The organism is Variovorax flavidus, assembly GCF_030317145.1.
GTDB lineage: Bacteria > Pseudomonadota > Gammaproteobacteria > Burkholderiales > Burkholderiaceae_C > Variovorax > Variovorax flavidus.
Genome location: NZ_JASZYE010000003.1, coordinates 435,234 through 459,913 on the forward strand (window position 1 = coordinate 435,234; position 24,680 = coordinate 459,913).

A 24,680-nucleotide genomic window follows, 5' to 3' on the forward strand; every position below is an offset into this window, starting at 1 on the left:
GACCGGCTGAGCCGGATCCGTGGGGTTTCCAGGTTCGGGCTGCGTGCTTTCAGGGGGTGAAGAGTTCCGGCAGTTCGCGGTGGGCCTTGGGCGTCAAGGCGAGTGCGCGGCCGTCCAGGTCCTGGCGGACCCAGCCGCGGCGCAGGGACAGTTGCAGCCACGCGGCGCCGAGTGCACCGCCCAGATGGGGACGCCGCTCGCTCCAGTCCAGGCAGGCGCAGGCAAAGCGACGGCGGGTGTTGCGCGCATCCTCGACGTCGATGCCCAGGCTTTCGAGCGCGACGGCGCCCTCGGGCGTCAGGTCATAGTCGCCCTCCGCAACCTCTTGCAGCCAGCCTTGCGCATGCAGGCGATCGTGCAGCGCGACACCCGCCGTTCCGGCCATATGGTCGTAGCAGGTGCGCGCGCTGCGCAGGCGGCTCGGCGTGGTCGGGCGGAACTCGTTGCGCGGGGCGCCGGCGATCACCAGCAGGCCTTCGAGCGCGGCGGCGACCTCGCTCCCGGTGAGGCGGAAGTAGCGATGCTTGCCCTGCGCGACCGACTCGACGAGCCGCTGTTCCTTGAGCCGCGCCAGATGCGCGCTGGCCGTCGAGGCCGCGACCTCGGCCACCGCGGCCAGTTCCGTCGCGGTGCGGGCATGGCCATCGAGCAGGCAGCACAGCATGCGGGCACGCGCAGGTTCGGCGATGGCGCCGGCCAGGCGCGCGAGGTGGGTGTCGGCGGTGGATGCATCCATATTTCGATCGTAAGCGAAGTGTGTGTGTTCGAAAAGCGCCAGACTGCGGGCATGAAACACCTCGATCCACCGGCCGATGCGATCGCCGCCGTCACGCACTGCAATCCCTACCCGTGGTACGCCACGCTGCGCAACGGGCCCGCGCTGGTCCGCGACGAACGCCTGAGGGTGTGGGTCGCCAGCCGGGCGGACATCGTTCGTGAAGTGCTGGCGAACGATGCGTTGCGCGTGCGCCCTCCGGCTGAACCGGTGCCGGGCGCCATCGCCGGAACCCCGGCGGGAGAAGTGTTCGGGCGGCTCGTGCGCATGAACGACGGCGCGCCGCATACGGCCCACAAGCCTGTGCTGCAACGCGCGCTGGCGGAACTCGACCTGCGCGCCGCGCACGCCGCGGCACGCCAGATCGCCGGGAGCATGGCAGTCGACTCGCTGTCCGATGCATGCTTCGCCATGCCGGTGCGTGGCGTCGCTCACCTGCTCGGCTTTGCGAACGACGAACTGCCGCGCGTCTCCGATTGGATGCGCGATTTCGTGGCCTGCCTTTCCCCTCTGTCGAACGCCGCCCGGCTCGACGCCGCAAGCGAAGCGGCGGCCGCCCTGATGGCGCGCTTCGAGGAATTGGCCGCTTCCCGGCCGGCGCGCCACGGCACGCTGCTGGCGGCGGTGCAGGCGCAGGCGCCGGCCGATCGATCACCCGCGCTCCTGGCGAATCTCGTCGGCCTGCTGTCGCAGACCTGCGAAGCCACGGCCGGCCTGCTGGGCAACAGCCTCGTCGCGCTGGCGCGCGAGCCCGGTCTGCGCCGGAGGATCGACTCGCGCTGGGAGCTGCTGCCCGCGCTGGTGGACGAAGTGGGTCGCCACGATCCTTCGATCCAGAACACGCGCCGCTTCGTCGCGCAACCGACGGCCGTCGCCGGCATCGAACTCGCCCCAGGGGATGCGGTGCTGCTGGTGCTCGGTGCCGCCAACCGCGACCCGTCGCTCAATCCGGCGCCGGCAACTTTCGAGCTGATGCGCGCCGGGCGCCAGACCCTCGGCTTCGGCCATGGGACGCATGCCTGTCCCGGGCAGGCGCTCGCAGGCACGGTCGCGGCGGCGGGGCTCGAAGCGATGCTCTCGCAAGGCCTCGACACCGATGCACTGCTGGAACGCGGCTGGGACTATCGCCCCTCCGTCAACGCCCGAATCCCCACGTTCCACTGAGAGGCGAAGCTCAGGCAGCCTCCAGCCAACGTCCCGTCGGGGCGAGGAAAGGCGACATATCGGCGCGGCCCCAGCGCAGCGGCAGCACGGCCGGCATGTGCAGCGCAGACACGACCTGCATGCGAAGCAGCCGCTGCGCGCCAGCGAAGCCCTCGAGGTCGGGGCCATCCCAGATCGTCTCGGCCGTCACGCCCAACTGGAGCAAGTCGCCGGTTTCGAAGTCGATGAAGAGCAGGCCCGCCCGTGGATGCACTGCGATATTGCCCAAGGTGTTGAAGAAGGAGTTGCCGACGAAGTCCGGCACGGTCAGCGTCCCTTCGCCCGTCAGCCGCACAAAGCCGGACCGGCCGCCACGGTGCGATACGTCGACGCCATGCGACGCCGCCGCATCGCCGGCCGCGGGATGGGCCGTGGCGATGAAGAAGGTGTCGGCCTGGCTCACGATGCGCCGCGCCACCGAGTCCATGCGGTCGCTGCGCCGTGCGCTTGCCACTGCGTCGGCTCCTTTCACGAACAGCGGCTCACGCGCCTGGATGTACTTCGGGCAGTTGCCGAAGCTCTGTTGCACTTCGACCGAAAAGCCGCGTGCGTCGACCTGCTCCACCACGCCGTTCATGCGGTTGCGACGCCGCGTGTGCGGCTCGATGCCGAGCAGGCCAAGCGGCGCGCCGGGCACCAGCGCCGACGCCAGCGGATCGCCTGCGAGCGGGCGCGCATCGATGCGCAGATGGTGCTCGTCGGGCGATTGCGCAAAGCCGGGCGGCGCAGCGAGCACGCTCGCCCAAGGCTGAAGTTCGGCATCGAGGCTGCCCACGATCAGGAAGGGCAGTTGCGCGAAGAAGCTGCGATGCTGTTCCGGCATGTAGTCCCGGATCACGCGCGGGCCGAGCGCGTCCATGTGCTCGCGCACCCCCGCTAGTCTCTGCATTGCGCGCTCGCCCTCATGCCAGGGCGATGCGACGGCGTCCCCGGTGGTCATGCTGCCAGCCCGATGCGTGACGGGGCCATCGGCACGAAGCCGGGCAATGCCTCGACCCGCGCCAGCCACTCGCGCAAGCGGGGATAGGCTTCGAGCGACACATTGCCCTCCGGTGCATGGGCGATGTAGGTGTGGTTGGCGATGTCCGCCAGCGTCGCGGAAGCGCCTGCAAGGAAGGGACGCTCCGACAACTCTCGCTCCATCACGCGCAGGAGGTCGTGGCTGCGCGAGATCACTTCGGTCGCGTCCCTGGTCTGGCCGAACAGCACGATGACCCGCGCCACCGACGGGCCCACCGCGAGCGGTCCGGCCGCGACCGACAGCCAGCGCTGCACCCGGGCCGCGCCGAGCGCATCGCGCGGATACCAGCGCGCCGGGTCGGCGGCATAGCGCTCGTTGAGGTAGACGAGGATCGCGTTGGAGTCGGCCAGCGTCGTGTCGCCGTCCTCGATCACCGGCACCTGTCCGAAGGCATTGCGCTGCAGGAATTCGGGGGTGCGTTGTTCGCCGGCACGCAAGTTGACCTCGACCGCCTCGAAGGGCAGCCCGAGCAGCGAGAGAAACAGCTTCACCCGGTGCGTGTGGCCGGAGATGGGTGAGCCGTAGACCTTGATGGGCTGGGCGGGACGGGTGGCTGTCATGTCGGTTCTCCTGTGGCTGTGTGCGATGGCTCGATTCTGTTTTCTTCTGCCTGATGAAGTAATGGTTCCAGATGGAGTTGACTGCTGCGTTTTCCGGTTTAATCGCGTCATGGACCGTCTCAAAGCCATGCAGACCTTCGTGCAGATCGCCGACCGGGGCAGCCTCACCAAGGCGGCCGACGCGCTCGACACTTCGCTCCCGGCGGTGGTGCGCTCGCTCGCCGCGCTCGAAGCCCACCTGGGCGTGCGGCTGTTCCATCGCACCACCCGGCGCATCTCGCTCACCGAGGAAGGCCGCAGCTACCTGCAGAGTGCACGCGAGGTGCTGGCCGCCGCAGACGCGGCAGACCAGGCGCTCACCGTCGACGCGGCCGAACCCGCGGGGCAGCTCACCGTCACGGCACCGGTGCTGTTCGGCCACATGTACGTGTCGCCTGCCATCGTCCGCTTCCTGCAGCGCTACGACAAGATGCGTTGCAGCGTGCTGCTGCATGACCGCAGCGTGAACCTGCTGGAAGAAGGCATCGACGTCGGCATCCGCATCAGCGCGCTGGAGGATTCGTCGCTAGTCGCCCAGCAGCTCGGCAGCATCCGCCGCGTGGTGGTCGCGAGCCCGGACTATCTCCAGGCGCACGGCACGCCCCGGCATCCGCGCGATCTGCTCGACGCCAATTGCGTGCGCATTCATCCGAGCAGCACGGTGCACTGGAGCTTTCGCGACCATGGCCGACCGCTGGCGATCGCTGCGCGCGGCAACCTGGAGTTCAACCACATCGCACCGGCCGTGGAAGCCTGCGCGGCGGGCATCGGGTTCGGCATGTTCTTCTCCTACCAGGTGCTGCCCTTCGTCAGGCAGGGACGGCTCGCGATCGTGCTGGAGGAATTCGAGCATCCGCCGCGCCCGGTGAGCGTGATCTACCCTCATGCGCGCCTGCTGCCGGCACGCACCCGGACATTCATCGACTGGATGAAAGCCGAATTCGCCGGCCTTAGTCTCTAGAGATCTCCCCCAGGCTTGCCCACTTCGTGTGGCCGCCCACCCCCTCTCCGGGGGCAACCCCTGCGGCCCGGCGAAGCCGGTTCCGCGGGGTTTCCGGCATTGTTTGCACTGACATCGAATCCTTGCTCATACGCCACAATGCCGCGGTGCCGCCTCCCCTCTTTCACGCCAGCCACCTCCACAAGCGCTACGGCGCGACCACCGTGGTGGACGACTTGTCCTTCGAGATCGCACCCGGCGAATGCCTGGGCGTGATCGGGCCCAACGGCGCCGGCAAGACGACCACCATCCGCATGTGCCTCGGGCTGACCACGCCCGACGGCGGCACGATCGAGGCGCTCGGCGGCCTCTCGATGCCCGAGGATGCGCGCGCCATCAAGGCGCAGCTCGGCGTGGTGAGCCAGTTCGACACGCTCGACCCCGATTTCACGTGCGCGGAGAACCTCATGGTCTACGCGCGCTACTTCGGCATGCGCCGCGCCGAGATCGCACCGCGCATTCCGCAGCTTCTGGAATTTGCCGCGCTCTCGCACAAGGCCGACGCCAAGCCAGGCGAACTCTCCGGCGGCATGCGGCGGCGGCTTTCACTCGCGCGTGCGCTCGTCAACGACCCGAAGCTGCTGATGCTCGACGAACCCACCACCGGCCTGGACCCGCAGGCGCGGCATCTCATGTGGGAGCGGCTCCAGGTGCTGTTGCAGCAAGGCAAGTCGATCCTGCTGACCACCCACTTCATGGACGAGGCCGAGCGCCTGTGTTCGCGCCTGCTGGTGCTGGACCACGGTCGCAAGATCGCCGAGGGACGCCCGCGCGACCTGATCGCCGAGTATCTGGAGCCGGACGTGGTCGAGCTGTATGGCAACGGCGCGCTCGAACTGGCGCAATCGCCGTTGAAGGACTACGCTGCCCGGGTCGAGGTCAGCGGCGAGACGGTGTTCTTCTACACGCAGGATGCACGCGGCCTGATGGCGGCGCTGGGCGACCGCAGCGGCCTGCGCACCTTCCACCGGCCGGCCAATCTCGAAGACCTGTTCCTCAAGCTCACAGGTCGCCAGATCAGAGAGGACGGTTGATTCGCATGTCGAGCCTGGCTTCTTCTTCCCCCGTCGCAGCGACGCGCTCCGTCTGGCGCCCGCCCGAACTCTCGATGCGCTGGTGGCCGGTGTTCCTGCGCAACCTGCTGGTGTGGCGCAAGCTCGCGATCCCCAGCCTGATCGGCAACATCGCCGAGCCGCTCATCTGGCTGGTGGCCTTCGGCTACGGCATGGGCGCGCTGGTGGGCGACGTGCAAGTCGATGGCACCCCCATCCCCTACATCCTCTTCCTTGCCAGCGGCTCGGTCTGCATGAGCGCGATGAACGCCGCCTCCTTCGAGGCGCTGTATTCGGCCTTCTCGCGCATGCACGTTCAGAAGACCTGGGACGGCATCATGAATGCGCCGGTCGGGCTCGACGACGTGGTGCTGGCCGAGATGCTGTGGGCCGGCTTCAAGGCGATCTTCACGACCACCGCCATCCTGTTCGTGATGCTCGGGCTGGGCATCAGCCACACTCCGAAGCTCTTCATCGCATGGTTCGTGCTGGTGGGCGTGGGCATCACCTTCTCGTGCATTGCGCTGATCTTCAATGCGCTGGCGAAGGGCTACGACTTCTTCACCTACTACTTCACGCTGTTCATGACGCCGATGATGTTCCTGTCGGGCGTGTTCTTTCCGCTGGACCAGTTGCCCGGCGTGGTGCGCGCGGTCGCCGCGTGGCTGCCGCTGACCAACGCGGTGGCGCTGGTGCGGCCGCTCTTCATGGACCAATGGCCGGCCGACTGGTGGCGGCATGCGCTGGTGCTGGTGGTGTACACGGTCGCCGCGTTCTGGATCGCACTGGGACTGACGCGAAGGCGCTTCCGGGCCTGAAGCGGAGCGCTCGCGCTTGTCTCCGGCGTGACTGCAAAGCGAGCCGCCGCTCCTAGACTGCGGCGGGGACTTCCACAACGAGGAGACAACATGAAGCGGATCTTCGGCGGCGCCTTGCTGGCGTCGGCATTCCTTCTCGGCGCGTGCACCACCGCGCCGCCGACCCGGCCCGGCGCCTGGGCTCCCCCCGAAGCGATCGTGGCGCCCTCCTCCTTCTCGGGCGTGCACGGCCTCGCGGTCGACCAGCAGGGCCGGCTCCTCGCGGGCTCCGTGGTCGGCAACACCTTGTGGGAAGTCGACCGGCAGACCGGCGCCGCACGCGTGCTGATCAAGAGCGTCGAGGGCCAGGCAGACGACATCGCGATCGGCCCCAAGGGCGAACTGGCGTGGACCAACTACCTGATGGGCATGCTGCGGATGCGCGAGAGCGACAGCGCGCCGATGCGCGTGCTCGCCAAGGACCTGCCCGGCCTCAACTCGCTCGACTTCGACCGGCGCAACGGCAAGCTCTACGCCTCGCAGGTGTTCCTCGGCGACGCGCTGTGGGAGATCGACGTCGCGGGCCAGAAGCCGCCGCGCCTGATCAAGAAGGACATGGGCGGCTTCAACGGCTTCGAGGTCGGCCCGGACGGCATGCTCTACGGCCCGCTGTGGTTCAAGGGCCAGGTCGTGAAGATCGATCCGGCCAACGGCGCCATGACCGTGATCGCCGATGGCTTCAAGATCCCTGCGGCGGCCAATCTCGACGGCAAGGGCAACCTGTGGGTGGTCGATGCGCGCAGCGGCGAACTGGTCCGCGTCGATCTCGCGACGGGCCGCAAGACCGTCGCCAAGCGACTCAAGCCATCGCTCGACAACCTCGCCATCGCGCCGGAAGGCACGGTCTACGTGTCGAACATGGCGGACAACTCGGTCGAGGCCTTCAATCCGGCGACGGGCGAACTGCGCCTGCTCACGGGCGGCAAGCTCGCCGTGCCGGCAGGCCTCAAGATCGACGGCAACGACCTCTGGGTGGCCGACATCTTCGGCTTCCGCCAGGTCGATGCCACGAGCGGCGCGGTGCGCGACATCTTCCGCATGCAGCGCGACCCGGATCTGGAATACCCGTTCGCGGTCGGCCTGTCGGCCACGCACTTCGCGCTGACGTCGTGGTTCACGGGCACGGTCCAGCTGGTGGACCGGAAGACGCTCAAGACCACCGGCGTGCTGCACGGCCTGAAGGCGCCGGTCGACGCCATCCCGATGCCCGACGGCAGCGTGATCTACGCCGAGATCGCGACCGGCAGCGTGAGCCGCGCGAGCGGCCCGAAGTTCGAGAACAAGGAAGTGATCGCGAGCGGCCTGGTCGGGCCGGTGCAGATGACCCTGGGCAAGGATGGCGCGCTCTATGTGACGGAAGCCGCGGGCAAGCTGACGCGCATTCCGCTCGACGCGAGCGCTCCGTTGCGCGCCGTCGCCGAGGGGCTGGCGATGCCCGAAGGCGTGGCGCAGACGCCTTGGGGCACGTTCATCGTCGCGGAAAGCGCGGCGCGGCGGCTGGTGGAGATCGACATCGCGAGCGGCACGCGGCGCACGGTTGCGGAAAACCTGCCGATCGGCCTCGAAGGCGGGCCGGGCATGCCGCCACCCTACGTGCCGACCGGCGTGGCGGTCGGCAGCGACGGGACGATCTACATGACGGCGGACCGCAACAACGCGCTGTACCGGATCAGGCCGCAGCGCTGAAGGCTCGAAGGGCGTGATCAGGCCGGGGCGCTGCCGGCGTTGCAGTACGCCGTCAGCGCGGCGACGAGGTGCGTGAAGGTTGCGCGCACCCTTCGCATGCGTCGCAGATCCTCGTGCATCGTGACCCAGGTCTCCAGCTCGTAGCGGAACTCGTTCGCCAGCACCGGCACCAGCGATGGATCACGCCGGGCGAGCGCCTTCTGGCAGATGCCGATGCCGAGGCCGGCGCGGATCGCGCCCAGTTGCGCGAGCTGGTTGTCGGTGCGGCAGCTGAACATCGCGCGCTTCAAGTCGAGGCCGGCGGCCCGCAGGGCGCGCAGGTCGGCAGTCTCCCGATCGGGGCCGATCAACGCGAAGCGGCGGAGGTCGTCCAGGCTGGTCGGCGTCCCGTGCTTTTTCAGGTAAGCCGCCTTGGCGTAGAAACCCAGTTCCACCACGCCGACGCGCGTGGCCACCATGGCGGCCTGGGTCGGCCGCACCATGCGCACCGCGATGTCGGCTTCGTGCCGCAGCAAGTCCTCGTTGCGGTTCGTGAGGCTCAGCTCGAACACCAGCCCCGGCTGCGCATCCTGCAGGCTGGCCAGCACCGCGGGCAGCACCTCCGCGCCCATCACGTCGCTGGCGGTGATGCGGACCGTGCCTGACGCGGCATCGGTGTCCGCCGAGGCCGCGCGTGCAAAGGCATCGGCTGCGGCGGCCATGGTTTCCGCATGGGCGCCAAGCTCCCGTGCCGCGTCGGTCGGCGTCAGGCCGCTGGGGGACCGGGTGAAGAGCGCGACGCCGATGGAGCGCTCCAGCGCCTCGAGGCGGCGGCGCACCGTGGGCTGCGCGATGTCGAGCGCCCGGGCTGCGGCCGACAGGCTGCCCTCGCGAAGGACGGCGAGAAAGGCGCGCTGGCTTTCCCAGTCCAGTGGATTCAGGCTCATACATTTCATACTAGCTGATGGCATCGCCATGACAATTGTGTTTGCACCACCCTGCCTCAAGAATTGGCCTCTTCACGAAAGGAATGGCTCATGGAACGAGGTACGGCACTGGTGCTCGGCGCGACGGGCGGAATCGGCGGCGAAACGACGGCTGCGCTGCTGCGGCGCGGCTGGCAGGTGCGGGCGCTGGCGCGTGACCCGGCGAAGGCCGCGGCGCAATGGCCGGCCGGCATGGCGCGGCCGGAATGGGTGGCGGGCGACGCGCTCGATGCCGACAGCGTCATCGCCGCCGCACGCGGCGCGTCGCTGATCGTGCATGCGGTCAATCCGCCCGGCTACCGCCACTGGAAGACGCTGGTGCTGCCGATGCTGGAGAGCACGATCCGCGCGGCCGCAGCCTCCGGTGCGCGCATCGTGCTGCCGGGCACGGTCTACAACTACGGACCGGACGCATTCCCCGACCTCGTCGAAGACTCGCCGCAGCATCCACGGACACGCAAGGGCGCGATCCGTGTGCAGATGGAGCAGCGCCTGCGCGACGCCGCCGATCGCGGTGTGCGCACGCTGATCGTGCGGGCCGGCGACTTCTTCGGGCCCCGCGCAGGCAACAACTGGTTCGCGCAACTGGCGAAGCCCGGCCAGCCGCTCGCCGCGACCACCGACCCCGGCCATCGCGGCACCGGACACCAATGGGCCTACCTGCCGGACGTTGCGGAAACCATCGTCCAGCTCGTTGAACGCGACAGCGCGCTGGCACCCTTCGAGACCTTCCACATGGCAGGGCATTGGGATGCGGACGGCACGCAGATGCAGGCCGCCATCCGCCGCGCGAGCGGACAGCCCGATCTGCCGGCCAGGCACTTTCCGTGGTGGCTGGTGACCCTGGCGTCGCCCTTCGTGCCGTTGTTCCGGGAACTGCGCGAGATGCGCTACCTCTGGGAGCAACCTGTGCGGCTGCGCAATGCAAGGCTGCTGTCGGTGCTCGGGAGCGAGCCGCATACGCCGCTGGACACCGCCGTGGCCACCACGCTGCAGGGGCTCGGCTGTCTGCGCGACGGGGGACCGGCCGGCGCACTCCGCGGCACCCTGTAGCCACTTCCCGCAAGCACGGCGGGCGCGGCCGGGCCTAGAGTCGGCGAAGCTGACAGAGGACCGACCGGAGACAAGGCATGCAGTACACGCACGAGCATCTCGAGATCCAGAAGACGATGCGTCGCTTCATCGACGAGGAGATCAATCCCCATGTGGATGAATGGGAGGCCGCCGAGAGCTTCCCGGCACACGAGGTGTTCAGGAAGCTGGGCGCGCTCGGGCTGCTGGGGCTCAACAAGCCGGAGGACTACGGCGGCGCCGGCCTCGACTACTCGTACGCGATGGCTCTGGCCGAGGCGCTGGGCCACGTGAGCTGCGGCGGCGTGCCGATGGCGATCGGCGTGCAGACCGACATGTGCACGCCCGCGCTCGCCCGCTTCGGCAGCGACGCCCTGCGCCGCGAATTCCTGGTGCCCGCCATCGCAGGCGAGACGGTGGGTTGCATCGGCGTCAGCGAGCCCGGCGCCGGCAGCGATGTCGCCGGCCTCAAGAGCCACGCGCGCAAGGACGGCGATGACTACCTCATCACCGGCCAGAAGATGTGGATCACCAACAGCCTGCAGGCCGACTGGATGTGCATGCTGGTCAACACCGGCGACGGGCCGGTGCATCGCAACAAGTCGCTGGTCATCGTGCCGATGGACAGCCCCGGCATCGAGAAGGCGAAGAAGATCCGCAAGATCGGCATGCATTCGAGCGACACCGGGCTCATCTACTTCGACAACGTGCGCGTGCCGCAGCGCTACCGCATCGGCGAGGAGGGCCAGGGCTTCGTCTACCAGATGCAGCAGTTCCAGGAAGAGCGCCTGTGGTGCGCGGCGAGTTCGCTGGTGCCGCTGGACGACTGCATCGCCGAGACCATCGAATGGGCGCAGCAGCGCAAGCTCTTCGGCGGCACGCTGGCCGACCAGCAGTGGGTGCAGTTCAAGCTCGCGGAACTCAAGACCGAGGTCGAGGCCCTGCGTGCACTCACCTACCGGGCCTGCGACCTGCACGTGCAGGGCCAGGACGTGACCGAACTGGCCTCGATGGCCAAGCTCAAGTGCGGCCGGCTCACGCGCGAGGTGGCCGACACCTGCCTGCAGTTCTGGGGCGGCATGGGCTTCACCTGGGAGAACCGCGTGTCGCGCCTGTACCGCGATGGCCGGCTGGCCTCGATCGGCGGCGGCGCCGACGAAGTGATGCTGGGCATCCTCGCGAAGACGATGGGCATCGCGAAGAAGCCGCCGAGGGAGTGATGCGGCGGCGGCCAGGCGGGCCTAGCCGCCGCCGAGGTCGGCGCTCTCCGGATCGGCCGAACTCCGCTGGATCCAGTCGATGAAGTTGGCGACTTCGCTGCGCTGGGAGTGGCGCTGCGGACACACCAGGAAGTGCGCCTGGACCTTCACGCACCAGTCTTTGTCGAAGACCTTGCGCAAGCGCCCCTGGTGAAGATGGCCCGCAGCGATGGACGAGCTGTCCAGCGCGACGCCAAGCCCCTGCACCGCCGCATCGAGGGCCATGGAAGTGCGGTCGAAACGATAGGCGAACTGGCCGACCGCGAAGTCGACGTTGCGGCTGCGAAACCAGTCCCCCCACTGCACCACGTTGACGACCGACTGGATCAAGGGCACGTGCAGCAGGTCTTCCGGTGTCTCGATGCGATGCTGCTCGATGAACGCCGGGCTCGCCATCGGCTGGATGCGCTCCTCGAAGACCGGCTGCACGTGCAGGTGCGGCCAGTTGGGCAGGCCGTAGCGGATGTCGATGTCGATCTGTCCGCTCGAGAAATCCGAGTGCACGGCCGACGACGACAGCGATAGCGAAACGCCCGGATGCGCCTTCGCGAAGACCGCGAGCCGGGGCATCAGCCACAGGCTCGCGAAGCTCGGCGCGGCATGCACGTACAGCGAATTCCGAACGCCCTTGCGCACGTTGTCCGTGGCCGAACTGATGGCGTCGAGCGCCACCGACACCCGGCTCATGTACTCGCGCCCCGCATCTGTCAGCTCGATGCTGCGCACGGTCCGCTCGAACAGCCGAACGCCCAGCAGCTGCTCGAGCTTGGCGATCTGGTGGCTGACCGCCGAGGGCGTGAGGTTCAGTTCGACCGCAGCCGCCGTGAAGCTCAGGCGACGCGCCGCGGCCTCGAAGGCCAGCAGGCAGCTCAGCGGAGGAAAGGACGAACGCACGGGTAAACCCTTTATGAAGGCGATTCACTCATCGCTGAAAAAGTGTCGTTTGTCTTCATGCGTACGGGTGTCCATAGTTACCCCCATCCCGCACACACCCATAGGAGACATACCGTGCTGCTTACCGATCGCGTCGCCCTCATCACCGGCGGTGCCGGCCTCAACGGCCTCGGATTCGCCACCGCCCGCCTGCTCGCCTCTCACGGCGCGCGAGTCGTCATCACCGATCTCGAAGCCGCGACGCCGGCGCAGGCCGCCGCCCAGCTCGGCGACAACCACCTGGGGCTGGTCGCGAACGTCACGGTCAAGTCCGAAATCGACGCGGCCGTGGCGCGCGTGGTCGAGCGATTCGGCCGCATCGACATCCTCGTCAACAACGCCGGCATCACCCAGCCGCGCAAGACGGTGGACATCACGGGTGCCGACTACGACGCCGTGCTCGATGTCAGCTTGCGCGGCACGCTGCTGGCCTCGCAGGCGGTGATCCCGCACATGCAGCGCCAGAAGAATGGTTCGATCGTCTGCATCTCGTCGGTCTCGGCACAGCGCGGCGGCGGCATCCTGGGCGGCCCGCACTATTCGGCGGCCAAGGCCGGCGTGCTCGGGCTGGCCCGCGCCATGGCGCGCGAACTGGGAGCCGACGGCATCCGCGTCAACTCGATCGCGCCCGGCCTCATCAGCACGGACATCAACAAGGACAAGCTGACCGACGAGCGCAAGGCGCAGATCGCCGCCGACATCCCCATCGGCCGCCTTGGCGTGCCCGCCGACGTCGCCGGCGCCTGCCTGTTCCTCGCCAGCGACCTGTCCGGCTATTGCACCGGCATCACGCTCGACGTGAACGGCGGCATGTTGATTCACTGATTCCATCCATCACTACAACGGAGACAAGACCATGAAGCGCAGACATTTCGCCCTCCCCCTCCTCATCGGCGCACTGATGGCCTCGGGCCTTGCGTTCGCGCAGCAGGCCGTCAAGCTCACCCTGGGCCACGGCGCGGCGCCGGGCAATCCGCGCCATGAGGCGGCCGTGAAGTTCGCCGACACCGTCAAGGCCAAGACCAACGGCCGCTACGAGATCCAGGTGGCGCATTCCGCGCAGCTCGGGGACGACGCCGCCATGGTCACCGCCCTGCGTTCCGGCTCGCTCGACATCTCGGCCAACAGCCAGGGCGCGATGGCGAACGTGGTGCCGGAGTACGCGGCGCTGGGCCTGCCCTTCCTGTTCGCCGACATCCAGAAGGCGTGGCAACTGCTCGACGGGCCCATCGGCGAGGACCTGTCCAAGCGCACCGCCGCCAAGGGCATGGTCGTGCTGGGCTACTGGGACAACGGCATTCGCCACGTCACCAACAGCAAGCGGCCGATCAAGGCCCCGGCGGACATCAAGGGCCTCAAGCTGCGCACGCCGCCCGATGCCATGACCATGGACATCATGCAGGCGCTCGGCGCCGACGCGCAGCAGATCAAGTTCTCGGAGCTGTACGTCGCGCTCCAGCAGGGCGTGGTCGACGGCCAGGAGAACCCGCTGACCAACATCTCGTCGGCCAAGCTGTACGAAGTGCAGAAGTACCTCTCGCTCACCGGCCACAAGTACGAAACCAATCCCTTCGTGATGAGCAAGCGCTCTTGGGACAAGTTGAGCCCTGCGGACCAGAAGGTGTTCACCGAAGCCGCGGCCGAGGCCACCCAGGTCCAGCGCAAGCTCTCCAAGGAAGCCGACGAGAAGCTCGTCGCCGAACTCAAGGGCAAGGGCATCCAGATCGACACGGTGGACCGCAAGGCCTTCGCCGACGCGACGAAGTCGGTCTACACCAAGTGGGCCGCCGGCCCTGCGGGCGACTTCGTCAAGCGCGTCGTCCAGCAGGCGCAGTAACCCACACCACCATCACGCCCCAAAAACCAGGAATGCCGCGGAACCGGCTTCGCCGGGCCGCCGGTATCGCCCCCGGCCGGGGGTGGAGAGCGACACGCAGTGCGCGAGCCTGGGGGCGGGCAAGGAGACTTTCATGGCGATCCTACAAACCATCGACCGGTGCATCGGCGCCGCGTGCAGGGGCGTTCTGTACCTCACGCTGGCCGTCGTGTTCGCGATCCTCAGCGCGAACGTGGCGCTGCGCTATGTGGCGGGCACCAGCCTCGCGTCGGCTTCCGAGCTGCCGGAGCTGATGTTCCCGTGGCTCATCATGGCCGGCGTGGTGCTGGCCGCCCAGCATGGCTCCCACATCGCCGTGGTGCTCCTCACGCAGAAGCTCGGCGCCGCGCGGCGCTGGGTGCTGGCGGGCGGATCGATCGCCGTGGCCGTGCTCTACCTTTCGCTCACGGTCGCGGCCTGGCCGCTGGCCGAGATCGCAGCCGACGAGCGCAGTCCGATGCTGCAAGTCCCCGGCTCGGTGAGCGTGTGGGCCCTGATGCTGGGCTTCACGCTGCTGAGCATCGTGACGCTGTGCAAGCTGCCCGAGATCTGGGCCGACGCCACCGTGGCGGAGCCCGAGGCCGCCGAAGCCCTCGCCCACGGAGCCTGACCATGACCGCACTGATCATTGCACTCTTCATCGTCACGGCGCTGCTGTCGATCCCGATCGCCCATGCGCTGGTCCTGGCGTCCGTCGGCGGGCTGCTCATCATCGACAAGGTGCCGGTGCACCTGGCGATCGAGCAGATGATTTCGCAGACGCAGAGCTTTCCGCTGATCGCCATTCCCTTCTTCATGATGACCGGCGCGCTGATGGTCAGCGGCAAGCTGGGCCAGAGCCTGGTGACCCTGCTGTCGATGATGATCGGTCGCGTGCACGGCGGGCCGGCCCAGGTCGGCGTGCTTTCGTCGACGATCTTCGGCGGTGTCTCCGGCTCGGCCGTGGCCGATGCATCGGCGATCGGCTCGATGCTGATCCCATGGCTCAAGAAGCTGGGCTACCCGGCGCCGTTCGCGGCCGGCACGCTTGCGGCGGCGGCGACGATCGACATCCTGATCCCGCCGTCCATCCCGATGATCGTGTATGCGCTGGTCTCCGGCGCATCGATCGGCGCGCTGTTCGTGGCGGGCATCCTGCCGGGCCTGCTGATGTGCGCGGGCTTCATGGCCGTGTGCTACGTGCAGGGTCGCCGCCGCGGCTTTCCCCGCGACACCACGCCCTTCGAGTGGCCCCTGTTCTGGCGCCAGCTCGCCCACGCGGGGCCCGCGCTCGCGATGCCGGTGCTGATCATCGTCTTCCTGCGCTTCGGCATCGCGACGCCGACCGAAGTGAGCGTCATGTCCACGCTGTACGCCCTGGTCGTGGCGGTCGTGGTCTACCGCGACCTGACCCTGGCCAAGCTGAAGCACGCAGCCATCGAGGCGGGCATCTCCACCGGTGTCGTGCTGCTGATCATCATGGCTTCGAGCGTGGTCGGCTGGATCGTCACCTACGAGCAACTGCCGGCCGAGTTCACGCGCTTTGCCAAGGAAACGCTGCAATCGCCCTGGCTGATCATCCTGGCGATGAACCTGATCATGCTGGCCACCGGCATGTTCATCGACCTGCCCGCGGCCGTGCTGCTGCTCACGCCGATGTTCGTCCCGCTGGCCTCGGCGGTCGGCATGGACGCCGTGCAGCTCGGGATCATGATGATCGTCAACCTCTCCATCGGCCTGTACCACCCGCCGATCGGCACCACGCTCTTCATCACCAGCACCATCGCCAAGGTGCGCATCGGGGATGTGGTGAAAGAACTGATTCCCTTCTATTTCGTGGCGATCGGATTGCTGCTGGGCTTCGCCTACCTGCCCTGGCTCACGATCCGCTGACCTCCGCCCCCGCTCTTCATCCAAAGGAACACCATGTCTGATCCATCGAAGCTTTCCGAGCGCGCCTACCGCATCCGACGCAATGCCCTGCGCATGGGCGAGGTGCAGGGCCAGGGCTACATCGGCCAGGCGCTGGGCTATGCCGACGTGCTGGCCGTGGCCTACGGCCATGCCATGAAGTACCGGCCGGAAGATCCGCAATGGGAGTCGCGCGACCGCTTCCTGCTCTCGCACGGCCACTACGCCATCGCCTTCTACGCCGCGCTGATCGAGGCCGGGATCATCCCCGAGGAGGAACTCGAGACCTACGGCAGCGACGACAGCCGCCTCCCCATGTCCGGCATGGCGACCTATACGCCCGGCATGGAGATGTCCGGCGGATCGCTGGGCCAGGGCCTGCCGATCGCCGTCGGCATGGCGCTCGCCCTGCGCCACAAGGGCAACCCGGCCTTTGTCTACAACTCGATGTCGGATGGCGAGCTCGATGAAGGTTCGACCTGGGAGGCCGCCATGGGGGCGGCGCACCACGGACTCGGCAACCTGATCTGCCTGGTCGACATCAACAACCAGCAGGCCGACGGCCCCTCGGGCAAGGTGCTGGGCTTCGAGCCGCTCGCCGACAAGTGGGCCGCGTTCGGCTGGCACGTGCAGCGGATCGACGGCAACGACCTCCCCGCGGTGGTGGCCGCCTTCGACTCAGCGCGCGCGCTGACCGATGCGAAGCCGCGCGTGATCCTGGTCGACACGCTGATGGGCAAGGGCGTGCCCTTTCTGGAGCAGCGCGAGAAGAACCATTTCATCCGCGTCGATCCGCCCGAGTGGCAGCAGGCGATCGCGCACCTGGACCAGGCCCAGCACGAAGGAGCACTCTGATGACCGCGACGACCGAGAAGAAGCCACGCCTCACGACCTCGGCGATGATCGCCTCGATCGCCACCGAAGGGCAGCGCGTGAAGGCCGCGCCCTTCGGCAAGGCCCTGGTGGAACTGGGGCGCGAGCGCCCCGAGATCGTCGGCATGACGGCGGACCTCGCCAAGTACACCGACCTGCACCTGTTCGCGCAGGCCTACCCCGAGCGCTTCTTCCAAATGGGCATGGCCGAGCAGTTGCTGATGGCTGCCGCCGGCGGCATGGCCAAGGAAGGCTTCGTCCCGTTCGCGACCACCTACGCCGTCTTCGGCACGCGCCGCGCCTACGACTTCGTGCACCAGGTGATCGCGGAAGAGAACCTCAACGTGAAGATGTGCTGCGCCCTGCCGGGCCTCACCACGGGCTACGGGCCCAGCCACCAGGCGACGGAGGACCTGGCGATGATGCGCGGCATCCCCGGCATGACCATCGTCGATCCCTGCGATGCGCTGGACATCGAGCAGGCGGTGCCGCAGATCGCCGCCCATCAAGGGCCCGTGTACATGCGGCTGCTGCGCGGCAACGTGCCGCTCGTTCTCGACGAGTACGACTACAAGTTCGAGCTCGGCAAGGCCAAGCTGCTGCGCGGCGGGAAGGACGTGCTGATCATCGCCAGCGGCTTCATGACCATGCGCTCGCTGGAGGTGGCCGACGCCCTGCGCCGCGACAGCGTGGACGCGGCCGTATTGCACGTGCCGACCATCAAGCCGCTGGACGAGCCAACCCTCCTGCGTGAAGTGAAGCGGGAAGGCCGCCTGGTCGTGGTCGCCGAGAACCATTCGGTCATCGGCGGGCTCGGCGAGGCGGTGGCCGGCCTGCTGCTGCGCAGCGGCAATGCACCGGCGCAGTTCCGCCAGATCGCGCTGCCCGACGCCTTTCTCGATGCCGGTGCGCTGCCGACCCTGCATGAGCGCTACGGCATCTCCGCCGAAGCGATGGTCTCGCAGATCAAGGGCTGGCTGGGCTGAGGTGGGCCATGACGTCCCACGCACTCGCGCCGCTGGCGCATGCCATCCGCTTCCTCTCGATCGATGCCATCGTGCGTGCCACCGAGGGGCACCAGGGCGTGCCGCTCGGCATGGCCGAGATCGCGACGGCGCTGTACACGCGCCACCTGAAGTTCAACCCGGCCGACCCGACCTGGCCGGACCGCGATCGCGTGGTGCTGTCGAACGGCCATGGCTCGATGCTGCTGTATTCGCTGCTGTACCTGACGGGCTACCGGAACATCTCGCTGGAACAGGTCCGGAGCTTTCGCGAGTTCGGCTCGCGCTGCGAAGGCCATCCGGAGTTCGATCCGTCGAGCGGCATCGAAGTCACGACCGGGCCGCTCGGCCAGGGCATCGCGAACGCCTTCGGCATGGCGGTGGCCGAGGCCTATCTCGGCGCGCGCTTCGGCCCGGGTCTGGTCGACCACTTCACCTATGCGTTCGTCGGCGACGGTTGCCTGCAAGAGGGCATCGGCCAGGAAATGATCTCGCTGGCGGGACATCTGCGGCTGGGCAAGCTGATCCTGCTGTGGGACGACAACCGCATCACGGATGACGGCAGCACGGCGCTCTCGATCAGCGAGGACGTCGCGGAGCGATTCCGCGTCGCCCACTGGCACGTGATCGAGGTCGACGGCCACGACATCGAGGCGGTGGCCGACGCCCTCGCCCTTGCGCGGCAGGACCCGCGCCCGTCGATGATCGCGTGCCGCACGGTGATTGCGCGCGGCATCGCGAGGCTCCAGGGCCAGCGTGGCGGCCACAGCGCGAGGCTGCATCCCGAGGACGCCGATGCCGCGCGACAGGCGCTCGACTGGCCCGGCGCGCCGTTCGAAGTGCCGGCGCCGGTGCTGCAGGCCTGGCGAGACGCCGGGCGCCGGAGCACAGCGGCCTACGACGAGTGGCAGCGCAGGCTGGCCGGCTTGCCGGCGGCCGATCGCGCCGAGTTCGAGCGGATCATGGCCGGCGACTTGCCGCTGGAGTGGCGCGACGTGCTGCACAGCTACAAGCGCCGCATGCTCGACAGCGACGACCAGCCGCAAGGGGGCATCCTGATTTCGGCCGAGATCAACGACCTGCTCACCGATGTGTTGCCCGAGCGCATGGTCGCTTGCGCAGACCTCGAAGCGCCGACCAGCCACAAGCGGCGCCTGAACGCCTTCACTGCCGACGACCGCGGCGGTGCGTATGTGCACTGCGGCGTCAGGGAACACGTGATGGGCGCGATGGCCAACGGCATGGCGGCGCATGGCGGCGTCATCCCCCTGAGCGTGACCTACCTCGCCTTCTCCGACTACGAGCGGCCCGCGATGCGCATGGCCGCGCTGATGGGGCTGCCGGTGAAGTTCGTGTTCAGCCACGATTCGATCGGCCTCGGCAAGAACGGGCCGACGCATCAGCCGGTCGAGATCCTCGCGTCCCTGCGCGCCATGCCGAACATGCTGGTGTTCCGCCCGGCCGACGCGGTCGAGGCCGCCGAATGCTGGGAGGCGGCACTCGAGCATCGCAGCGGACCATCGAGCCTGGTGTTCGCGCGACAGGCGCTGCCCCGGGTCCGCCGCCGCAATGCCGGCGACGACAACAGCAACCGGTCGAGCCGCGGCGCCTACGTTCTGGCTGCGGCGGAAGGCGGAGTGCGCGCGGCGGTGACGCTCATCGCGACCGGTTCCGAAGTCTCGCTCGCCCTCGAGGCCCGCGAGGCGCTGCAAGCCGACCGGGTTCCGACGGCCGTGGTGTCGATGCCGTGCTGGGAGCTGTTCGAGGCACAGGACGATGCCTACCGGGCCTCGGTGCTGCCCGGCGGCACCGTGCGGATCGGCGTCGAGGCTGCGTTGCGCTTCGGCTGGGACCGCTGGCTTGGCGAGCGCGGCGGCTTCGTCGGCATGACGGGCTTCGGTGCCTCCGGCCCTGCCGATGTCCTGTACAGGCACTTCGGCATCACGCCAGGTGCGATCGTGGCCGAGGCTCGGCGGCTTCTCAAGACTGGATAAACCTCTCGCCCCCAGGCTCGCTCACTTCGTGTAGCCGCCAACCCCCTTCCGGGGGCAATACCGGCGGCCCGGCTAAGCCGGTTCCGCGGTATTCCTGGGATTGGGCATGGCGGTCAACGCGCGGCGGCGCGCAGCTTGTCCTTCTTGCTGGGGCGCTTGCCCTTGATGCCGCCGGTGCCGGCGGGTGCGGGCACGGCGGTTTCGACGGGCTCGAAGCCTGCCACGCGCTCGCGCGGCACGTTGAGGCCCTGGCGTTTTTCGATGAGCCTGAAGTGCGCCTCGGTAGCCGCGCTGACGAAGCTCACGGCCAAACCGCTTTCACCCGCGCGGCCGGTGCGGCCGATGCGGTGCACGTAGTCGACGGCCGAACGCGGCAGGTCGTAGTTCACCACCACGGGGAGCTGGGCGACGTCGATGCCGCGCGCCGCGAGATCGGTCGCGACGACCACCTGCACCCTGGACGCCTTGAAGTCGGTGAGCACCTGCGTGCGCTTGCCCTGGCTGAGCAGGCCATGGAAGGGCTCGGCCTCGATGCCGGCCTTGCGCAGCTTGTCGGCCACGATCTCCGAGGCGTGCTTGGTGGCGACGAACACGAGCACGCGAGTCCAGCCGCTGTCTTTGACCAGCTGGCGCAGCAGTTGTGTGCGCCGCGCGGCGTCGACCTCGATCGCGCGTTGCAGGATCGCGGGCTCCTCGGCCGCCTCGGATTGCACTTCGACCCGCACCGGGTCCTGGAGCAGTCCTTCGGCGAGCGACTGGATCGCCTGCGGGAAGGTTGCGGAGAACAGGAGGTTCTGGCGCTCCTTCGGCAGCAGCGCGAGGATGCGCCCGAGTTCCTCGGCAAAGCCGAGGTCGAACAGGCGGTCGGCCTCGTCCAGCACCAGCGTCGACACCGAAGACAAGCGCAGCGCGCGATGGTCGATCAGGTCCAGCAGCCGGCCCGGCGTGGCGATCATGACGTCGGCACCGCCGCGCAGCGCCATCATCTGCGGGTTGATGGAGACGCCGCCGAACGCGACGGCGATCTTCACCGGCACGGGCAGGTGCTGCGCCAGGCCGCGCATCGACTCGCCCACCTGCGCCGCCAGCTCGCGCGTGGGCACGAGAATCAGCGCTTGCAGGCGCCGCGGCGACGAGCGTGGCTCGCGCGCCAGCCGCTGCAGCAGGGGCAGCGAGAATGCCGCCGTCTTGCCGGAGCCGGTCTGGGCCGCGCCCAGCAGGTCCCGCCCTTGCAGGATCGCCGGAATGGCTTCGAGCTGGATGGCCGTGGGCGCGACGTAGCCCTTGTCAGCGGCGGCACGCACCAGGGCAGGATCGAGTCCCAGGGATTGGAATGGCATGAAGAAGCGGGCCTGAATGGAGCCGATGAATGGAAAAAGCGAGGGTCGCAGAGATGAAGGAGCATAGCCACCATGGGCTGCCGGACCGTTTCGAAGTCGAGCACCGCAGCGCGAAAGCGCGGAGCTTGCCGTGAAGCCGGAAGACCTGGAACGCCTGGTGACCCTCGAAATGCCCTTCGGCAAATACAAGGGTCGGGTCATCGCCGACCTGCCCGGAAATTACCTCACCTGGTTCGCGCGTGAGGGTTTTCCCGCAGGAGAAATTGGCCGTTTGCTCGCTCTGATGCATGAAATCGACCACAACGGGCTCAAAACGCTGCTGAATCCGCTCCGAAAAAGGCCCTGAATCGCGAATACGTCGCAAATACGGTGCACACGGATACAAATAGGTTCAAAAATAAAAAGCATTTCACCCAAAAGTTCCATAGTGAAGGAAAATGCCGGGACGTCGCGGCCACTTGCTGCCCGCGCGTGATCCGGGTGATCGGTCAGTTTCGCGCCACAGCGCTGTTTAGTTTGTTGTGATTCTGGGACTCCATCGCTTTGTCTGTTAGGTTTGATTAGGAGTCCCTCCATGGGCAAGAAACTTTACGTAGGCAACCTCGCCTACTCCATCCGCGACAACGATCTCGAACAGGCCTTCGGCCAGTACGGTTCGGTCGCCAGCGCCAAAGTCATGATGGAACGCGACAGCGGTCGCTCCAAGGGCTTCGGCTTTGTCGAAATGGGCACCGACGCGGAAGCGCTGGCAGCCATCGAAGGCCTGAATGGCCAGGCACTCGACGGCCGCAGCCTGACCGTCAATGAAGCACGTCCGATGGAGCCCCGTTCGCCCGGCGGCTTCGGCGGCGGCGGTGGCCGCAGCGGCGGCGGCGGTGGTTACGGCGGCGGTGGTGGCGGCGGCTACGGCGGCGGCAACCGCAGCGGCGGTGGCGGCTACGGCGGCGGCGGCGGTGGCCGCGGCGGCTACTAAGCCCTCGTCAGCACATACGGCAAAAAGGCTCCTTCGGGAGCCTTTTTCATTGGGCGCGGCCGGCCCGTACGTGGAAGTCCGTACAGTAGTGGTCAGCGAACAGTCAGCCGCGGAAGACGACCCTCGAAGGCTCATCAACGAGGGTCGAGACAATGCGTATCAAGAGTCAGGCTGACTTCTTTTCAGGAGTCATGTTCTTAGCGGTGGGGGGCGCCTTTGCCATAGGCGCCACCACCTACAACATCGGCGACGGGGCCCGCATGGGGCCCGGCTACTTTCCGCTCATGCTGGGGATCCTGCTGGCGTTCCTCGGCGCACTGGTCATGTTCCAGTCGCTGGTGGTCGAGACGGCCGACGGCGACCCGATCGGCAAATGGGCCTGGAAGCCGCTGTTCTTCGTCATCGCGGCCAACCTCGCGTTCGGCGTGTTGCTCGGTGGCCTGCCGAGCGTCGGCGTGCCGGCCATGGGCATGATCATCGCGATCTACGCGCTCACCATCATCTCCAGCCTCGCGGGCGAGCACTTCAAGCTGCGCGACGTGCTGGTTCTCTCGACCATCCTGGCGGCAGGCAGTTATGTAGCGTTCATCTGGGCGCTCAAGTTGCAGATCCAGGTCTGGCCCACCTTCATTTCGGGCTGAGGAGACCTTCATGGATCTGATTCACAACCTCGCGACCGGCTTCGGCGTCGCCTTCACGCTCACCAACCTGCTGTACTGCCTGGTCGGTTGTATTCTGGGCACGCTGATCGGCGTGCTGCCGGGCATCGGCCCCGTCGCGACCATCGCGATGCTGCTGCCCGCCACCTACGCGCTGCCCCCCGTGTCGGCGCTGATCATGCTGGCCGGCATCTACTACGGCGCGCAGTACGGCGGCTCCACCACCGCCATCCTGGTCAATCTGCCGGGCGAGTCATCCTCGGTGGTGACCTGTATCGACGGCTACCAGATGGCGCGGCAGGGCCGGGCGGGGCCCGCGCTGGCGGCTGCCGGCCTGGGTTCGTTCTTCGCGGGCTGCGTCGGCACGCTGATCCTGGCGGCCTTCGCACCGCCGCTGACCGAACTGGCCTTCAAGTTCGGCCCGGCGGAGTACTTCTCGCTGATGGTGCTCGGCCTGATCGGCGCCGTTGTGCTGGCGTCGGGCTCGCTGCTCAAGGCGGTCTCGATGATCGTGCTGGGCCTGCTGCTCGGCATCGTCGGCACCGACGTGAACTCGGGTGTCGCGCGCTTCAGCTTCGACATCCCTGAGCTCACCGACGGCATCGGCTTCGTGGTGATCGCCATGGGCGTGTTCGGCTACGGCGAAATCATCGGCAACCTCTCGCAGCCGGACGAAGAGCGCGAAGTGTTCACCTCCGAGGTGAAGGGCCTGTGGCCCACCAAGAACGACTTCAAGAACATGGCGCCTGCCGTGCTTCGCGGCACCACGCTGGGCTCCGCGCTCGGCATCCTGCCCGGTGGCGGCGCGCTGCTGGCTTCGTTCGCGGCCTACGCGCTGGAAAAGAAGATCCGCATGAAGCCCGGCGAAGTGCCCTTCGGCAAGGGCAACATCCGCGGCGTGGCTTCGCCCGAGTCGGCCAACAACGCCGGCGCGCAGACCTCCTTCATCCCGCTGCTGACGCTGGGCATTCCGCCCAATGCGGTGATGGCGCTGATGGTGGGTGCGATGACCATCCACAACATCCAGCCCGGCCCGCAGGTGATGACCAGCAACCCCGAACTCTTCTGGGGCCTGATCGCCTCGATGTGGATCGGCAACGCGATGCTCATCATCCTGAACCTGCCGCTGATCGGCATGTGGATCAAGCTGCTGACGGTGCCCTACAAGTTCCTGTTCCCGGCCATCGTGCTCTTCTGCGCGATCGGGGTGTACTCCACCAACAACAACACCTTCGACATCTGGATGGTGGCGGCCTTCGGCTTCATCGGCTATCTCTTCATCAAGCTGCGGACCGAGCCTGCGCCGCTGCTGCTGGGCTTCATCCTGGGGCCGATGATGGAAGAGAACCTGCGCCGTGCGCTGCTGCTGTCGCGCGGAACGTGGAGCGTGTTCGTGACGCGGCCGTTGTCGGCCGGCTTGCTGGTGGCAGCGTGTCTGCTGCTGGGCATCGTGCTGCTGCCGTCGATCAAGGCGAAACGCGAAGAGGCCTTCGTAGAGGATTGAGCTCGCCCCCAGGTTGGCTCACTTCGTGTAGCCGCCCACCCCCTTCCGGGGGCGATACCAGCGGCCCGGCGAAGCCGGTTCCTCGGTATCTCTGGAAGGGGAGCCTCAAAAAAGCCGCCCTTGGGCGGCTTTTTCTTTGCGGGTTC

The 24,680-nt window shown here is 67.8% G+C and carries 24 protein-coding genes; 18 read left to right on the forward strand and 6 right to left on the reverse strand.

Annotation, left to right across the window (positions count from 1 at the left end; translation table 11 throughout):
* Positions 1–49: 49 nt before the first annotated feature.
* Positions 50–736, reverse strand: coding sequence for an ArsR/SmtB family transcription factor (locus QTH90_RS17260; protein WP_286665791.1), 687 nt, complete (start codon positions 734–736; stop codon positions 50–52).
* A 51-nt stretch (positions 737–787) separates the two neighbouring features.
* Here QTH90_RS17260 and QTH90_RS17265 point away from each other — a divergent pair, with 51 nt between their 5' ends.
* Positions 788–1,939 carry a cytochrome P450 gene (locus QTH90_RS17265; RefSeq protein ID WP_286665792.1) on the forward strand — a complete coding sequence of 384 codons (1,152 nt, stop codon included), beginning with the start codon at positions 788–790 and terminating at the stop codon, positions 1,937–1,939.
* Between the two features lie 10 nt (positions 1,940–1,949).
* Here the strand turns inward: QTH90_RS17265 and QTH90_RS17270 are convergent, their stop codons facing one another.
* Positions 1,950–2,918 carry a pyridoxamine 5'-phosphate oxidase family protein gene (locus QTH90_RS17270; protein ID WP_286665793.1) on the reverse strand — a complete coding sequence of 323 codons (969 nt, stop codon included), beginning with the start codon at positions 2,916–2,918 and terminating at the stop codon, positions 1,950–1,952.
* A complete protein-coding gene (locus tag QTH90_RS17275; RefSeq protein ID WP_286665794.1) occupies positions 2,915–3,559 on the reverse strand; it encodes a glutathione S-transferase family protein in 645 nt (214 codons plus the stop codon). Before QTH90_RS17275 ends, QTH90_RS17270 begins: the two co-directional genes overlap by 4 nt.
* Positions 3,560–3,668: 109 nt before the next feature.
* On the opposite strand from QTH90_RS17275, the gene QTH90_RS17280 reads away from it, so the two are divergent.
* The 4 genes from QTH90_RS17280 (at position 3,669) to QTH90_RS17295 (ending at position 8,193) form a co-directional block, all read left to right on the forward strand.
* Positions 3,669–4,559, forward strand: coding sequence for a LysR family transcriptional regulator (locus QTH90_RS17280; RefSeq protein WP_286665795.1), 891 nt, complete (start codon positions 3,669–3,671; stop codon positions 4,557–4,559).
* A gap of 146 nt (positions 4,560–4,705) precedes the next feature.
* Complete coding sequence (locus QTH90_RS17285) at positions 4,706–5,632, forward strand: ATP-binding cassette domain-containing protein (RefSeq protein WP_286665796.1); 927 nt, start codon at positions 4,706–4,708, stop codon at positions 5,630–5,632.
* A 5-nt stretch (positions 5,633–5,637) separates the two neighbouring features.
* Positions 5,638–6,468, forward strand: coding sequence for an ABC transporter permease (locus QTH90_RS17290; RefSeq protein WP_286665797.1), 831 nt, complete (start codon positions 5,638–5,640; stop codon positions 6,466–6,468).
* A 90-nt stretch (positions 6,469–6,558) separates the two neighbouring features.
* A complete protein-coding gene (locus QTH90_RS17295; protein WP_286665798.1) occupies positions 6,559–8,193 on the forward strand; it encodes a hypothetical protein in 1,635 nt (544 codons plus the stop codon).
* Positions 8,194–8,210: 17 nt separating this feature from the next.
* On the opposite strand, the gene QTH90_RS17300 is transcribed toward QTH90_RS17295, so the two are convergent.
* A complete protein-coding gene (locus tag QTH90_RS17300; protein ID WP_286665799.1) occupies positions 8,211–9,119 on the reverse strand; it encodes a LysR family transcriptional regulator in 909 nt (302 codons plus the stop codon).
* Positions 9,120–9,209: 90 nt separating this feature from the next.
* Between QTH90_RS17300 and QTH90_RS17305 the strand changes: the two genes are divergently transcribed.
* Together QTH90_RS17305 and QTH90_RS17310 are read left to right on the forward strand one after the other, a co-directional pair.
* On the forward strand, positions 9,210–10,211 hold the full coding sequence (locus QTH90_RS17305) for an NAD-dependent epimerase/dehydratase family protein (protein WP_286665800.1): 1,002 nt from the start codon (positions 9,210–9,212) through the stop codon (positions 10,209–10,211).
* Between the two features lie 77 nt (positions 10,212–10,288).
* Complete coding sequence (locus QTH90_RS17310; RefSeq protein WP_286665801.1) at positions 10,289–11,449, forward strand: acyl-CoA dehydrogenase family protein; 1,161 nt, start codon at positions 10,289–10,291, stop codon at positions 11,447–11,449.
* A gap of 21 nt (positions 11,450–11,470) precedes the next feature.
* Here QTH90_RS17310 and gcvA read toward each other — a convergent pair whose 3' ends face one another.
* Entirely contained in the window at positions 11,471–12,382 is a 912-nt protein-coding gene (gcvA, locus tag QTH90_RS17315; RefSeq protein WP_286665802.1) for a transcriptional regulator GcvA, read from the reverse strand.
* A 114-nt stretch (positions 12,383–12,496) separates the two neighbouring features.
* Here gcvA and QTH90_RS17320 point away from each other — a divergent pair, with 114 nt between their 5' ends.
* From QTH90_RS17320 to tkt, 7 genes are all read left to right on the forward strand, one after another.
* Positions 12,497–13,246, forward strand: a complete 750-nt coding sequence (locus tag QTH90_RS17320; protein ID WP_286665803.1) for an SDR family NAD(P)-dependent oxidoreductase — start codon at positions 12,497–12,499, stop codon at positions 13,244–13,246.
* A gap of 31 nt (positions 13,247–13,277) precedes the next feature.
* Positions 13,278–14,258 carry a TRAP transporter substrate-binding protein gene (locus tag QTH90_RS17325; protein WP_286665804.1) on the forward strand — a complete coding sequence of 327 codons (981 nt, stop codon included), beginning with the start codon at positions 13,278–13,280 and terminating at the stop codon, positions 14,256–14,258.
* Positions 14,259–14,391: 133 nt separating this feature from the next.
* On the forward strand, positions 14,392–14,907 hold the full coding sequence (locus QTH90_RS17330) for a TRAP transporter small permease (RefSeq protein ID WP_286665805.1): 516 nt from the start codon (positions 14,392–14,394) through the stop codon (positions 14,905–14,907).
* Between the two features lie 2 nt (positions 14,908–14,909).
* Positions 14,910–16,169: a TRAP transporter large permease gene (locus QTH90_RS17335; protein WP_286569794.1), complete on the forward strand. Its 1,260-nt coding sequence runs from the start codon at positions 14,910–14,912 to the stop codon at positions 16,167–16,169.
* Between the two features lie 33 nt (positions 16,170–16,202).
* On the forward strand, positions 16,203–17,042 hold the full coding sequence (locus QTH90_RS17340; protein ID WP_286665806.1) for a transketolase: 840 nt from the start codon (positions 16,203–16,205) through the stop codon (positions 17,040–17,042).
* The gene (locus tag QTH90_RS17345) at positions 17,042–18,046 is read left to right on the forward strand and encodes a transketolase family protein (protein ID WP_286665807.1); all 1,005 of its coding nucleotides are present in this window, start codon (positions 17,042–17,044) and stop codon (positions 18,044–18,046) included. Before QTH90_RS17340 ends, QTH90_RS17345 begins: the two co-directional genes overlap by 1 nt.
* An 8-nt stretch (positions 18,047–18,054) precedes the next feature.
* Positions 18,055–20,058, forward strand: a complete 2,004-nt coding sequence (gene tkt / locus QTH90_RS17350) for a transketolase (RefSeq protein WP_286665808.1) — start codon at positions 18,055–18,057, stop codon at positions 20,056–20,058.
* A 113-nt stretch (positions 20,059–20,171) separates the two neighbouring features.
* Here tkt and QTH90_RS17355 read toward each other — a convergent pair whose 3' ends face one another.
* A complete protein-coding gene (locus QTH90_RS17355) occupies positions 20,172–21,398 on the reverse strand; it encodes a DEAD/DEAH box helicase (protein WP_286665809.1) in 1,227 nt (408 codons plus the stop codon).
* 130 nt (positions 21,399–21,528) lie between these two features.
* Between QTH90_RS17355 and QTH90_RS17360 the strand changes: the two genes are divergently transcribed.
* From QTH90_RS17360 to QTH90_RS17375, 4 genes are all read left to right on the forward strand, one after another.
* Positions 21,529–21,744: a DUF3820 family protein gene (locus tag QTH90_RS17360; RefSeq protein ID WP_286665810.1), complete on the forward strand. Its 216-nt coding sequence runs from the start codon at positions 21,529–21,531 to the stop codon at positions 21,742–21,744.
* Positions 21,745–21,972: 228 nt separating this feature from the next.
* Positions 21,973–22,371 carry an RNA-binding regulator gene (gene rbp, locus QTH90_RS17365; RefSeq protein ID WP_286665811.1) on the forward strand — a complete coding sequence of 133 codons (399 nt, stop codon included), beginning with the start codon at positions 21,973–21,975 and terminating at the stop codon, positions 22,369–22,371.
* Positions 22,372–22,523: 152 nt separating this feature from the next.
* Complete coding sequence (locus QTH90_RS17370) at positions 22,524–23,012, forward strand: tripartite tricarboxylate transporter TctB family protein (protein ID WP_286665812.1); 489 nt, start codon at positions 22,524–22,526, stop codon at positions 23,010–23,012.
* Between the two features lie 10 nt (positions 23,013–23,022).
* Entirely contained in the window at positions 23,023–24,534 is a 1,512-nt protein-coding gene (locus QTH90_RS17375) for a tripartite tricarboxylate transporter permease (RefSeq protein WP_286665813.1), read from the forward strand.
* Positions 24,535–24,680: the final 146 nt, after the last annotated feature.

Coding starts and splice junctions, on each gene's coding strand:
- QTH90_RS17260 (WP_286665791.1), bottom strand. CDS start 736: ATGGATGCATCCACCGCCGACACCCACCTCGCGCGCCTGGCCGGCGCC.
- QTH90_RS17265 (WP_286665792.1), top strand. CDS start 788: ATGAAACACCTCGATCCACCGGCCGATGCGATCGCCGCCGTCACGCAC.
- QTH90_RS17270 (WP_286665793.1), bottom strand. CDS start 2,918: ATGACCACCGGGGACGCCGTCGCATCGCCCTGGCATGAGGGCGAGCGC.
- QTH90_RS17275 (WP_286665794.1), bottom strand. CDS start 3,559: ATGACAGCCACCCGTCCCGCCCAGCCCATCAAGGTCTACGGCTCACCC.
- QTH90_RS17280 (WP_286665795.1), top strand. CDS start 3,669: ATGGACCGTCTCAAAGCCATGCAGACCTTCGTGCAGATCGCCGACCGG.
- QTH90_RS17290 (WP_286665797.1), top strand. CDS start 5,638: ATGTCGAGCCTGGCTTCTTCTTCCCCCGTCGCAGCGACGCGCTCCGTC.
- QTH90_RS17295 (WP_286665798.1), top strand. CDS start 6,559: ATGAAGCGGATCTTCGGCGGCGCCTTGCTGGCGTCGGCATTCCTTCTC.
- QTH90_RS17300 (WP_286665799.1), bottom strand. CDS start 9,119: ATGAGCCTGAATCCACTGGACTGGGAAAGCCAGCGCGCCTTTCTCGCC.
- QTH90_RS17305 (WP_286665800.1), top strand. CDS start 9,210: ATGGAACGAGGTACGGCACTGGTGCTCGGCGCGACGGGCGGAATCGGC.
- QTH90_RS17310 (WP_286665801.1), top strand. CDS start 10,289: ATGCAGTACACGCACGAGCATCTCGAGATCCAGAAGACGATGCGTCGC.
- QTH90_RS17325 (WP_286665804.1), top strand. CDS start 13,278: ATGAAGCGCAGACATTTCGCCCTCCCCCTCCTCATCGGCGCACTGATG.
- QTH90_RS17330 (WP_286665805.1), top strand. CDS start 14,392: ATGGCGATCCTACAAACCATCGACCGGTGCATCGGCGCCGCGTGCAGG.
- QTH90_RS17335 (WP_286569794.1), top strand. CDS start 14,910: ATGACCGCACTGATCATTGCACTCTTCATCGTCACGGCGCTGCTGTCG.
- QTH90_RS17340 (WP_286665806.1), top strand. CDS start 16,203: ATGTCTGATCCATCGAAGCTTTCCGAGCGCGCCTACCGCATCCGACGC.
- QTH90_RS17345 (WP_286665807.1), top strand. CDS start 17,042: ATGACCGCGACGACCGAGAAGAAGCCACGCCTCACGACCTCGGCGATG.
- tkt (WP_286665808.1), top strand. CDS start 18,055: ATGACGTCCCACGCACTCGCGCCGCTGGCGCATGCCATCCGCTTCCTC.
- QTH90_RS17355 (WP_286665809.1), bottom strand. CDS start 21,398: ATGCCATTCCAATCCCTGGGACTCGATCCTGCCCTGGTGCGTGCCGCC.
- rbp (WP_286665811.1), top strand. CDS start 21,973: ATGGGCAAGAAACTTTACGTAGGCAACCTCGCCTACTCCATCCGCGAC.
- QTH90_RS17370 (WP_286665812.1), top strand. CDS start 22,524: ATGCGTATCAAGAGTCAGGCTGACTTCTTTTCAGGAGTCATGTTCTTA.
- QTH90_RS17375 (WP_286665813.1), top strand. CDS start 23,023: ATGGATCTGATTCACAACCTCGCGACCGGCTTCGGCGTCGCCTTCACG.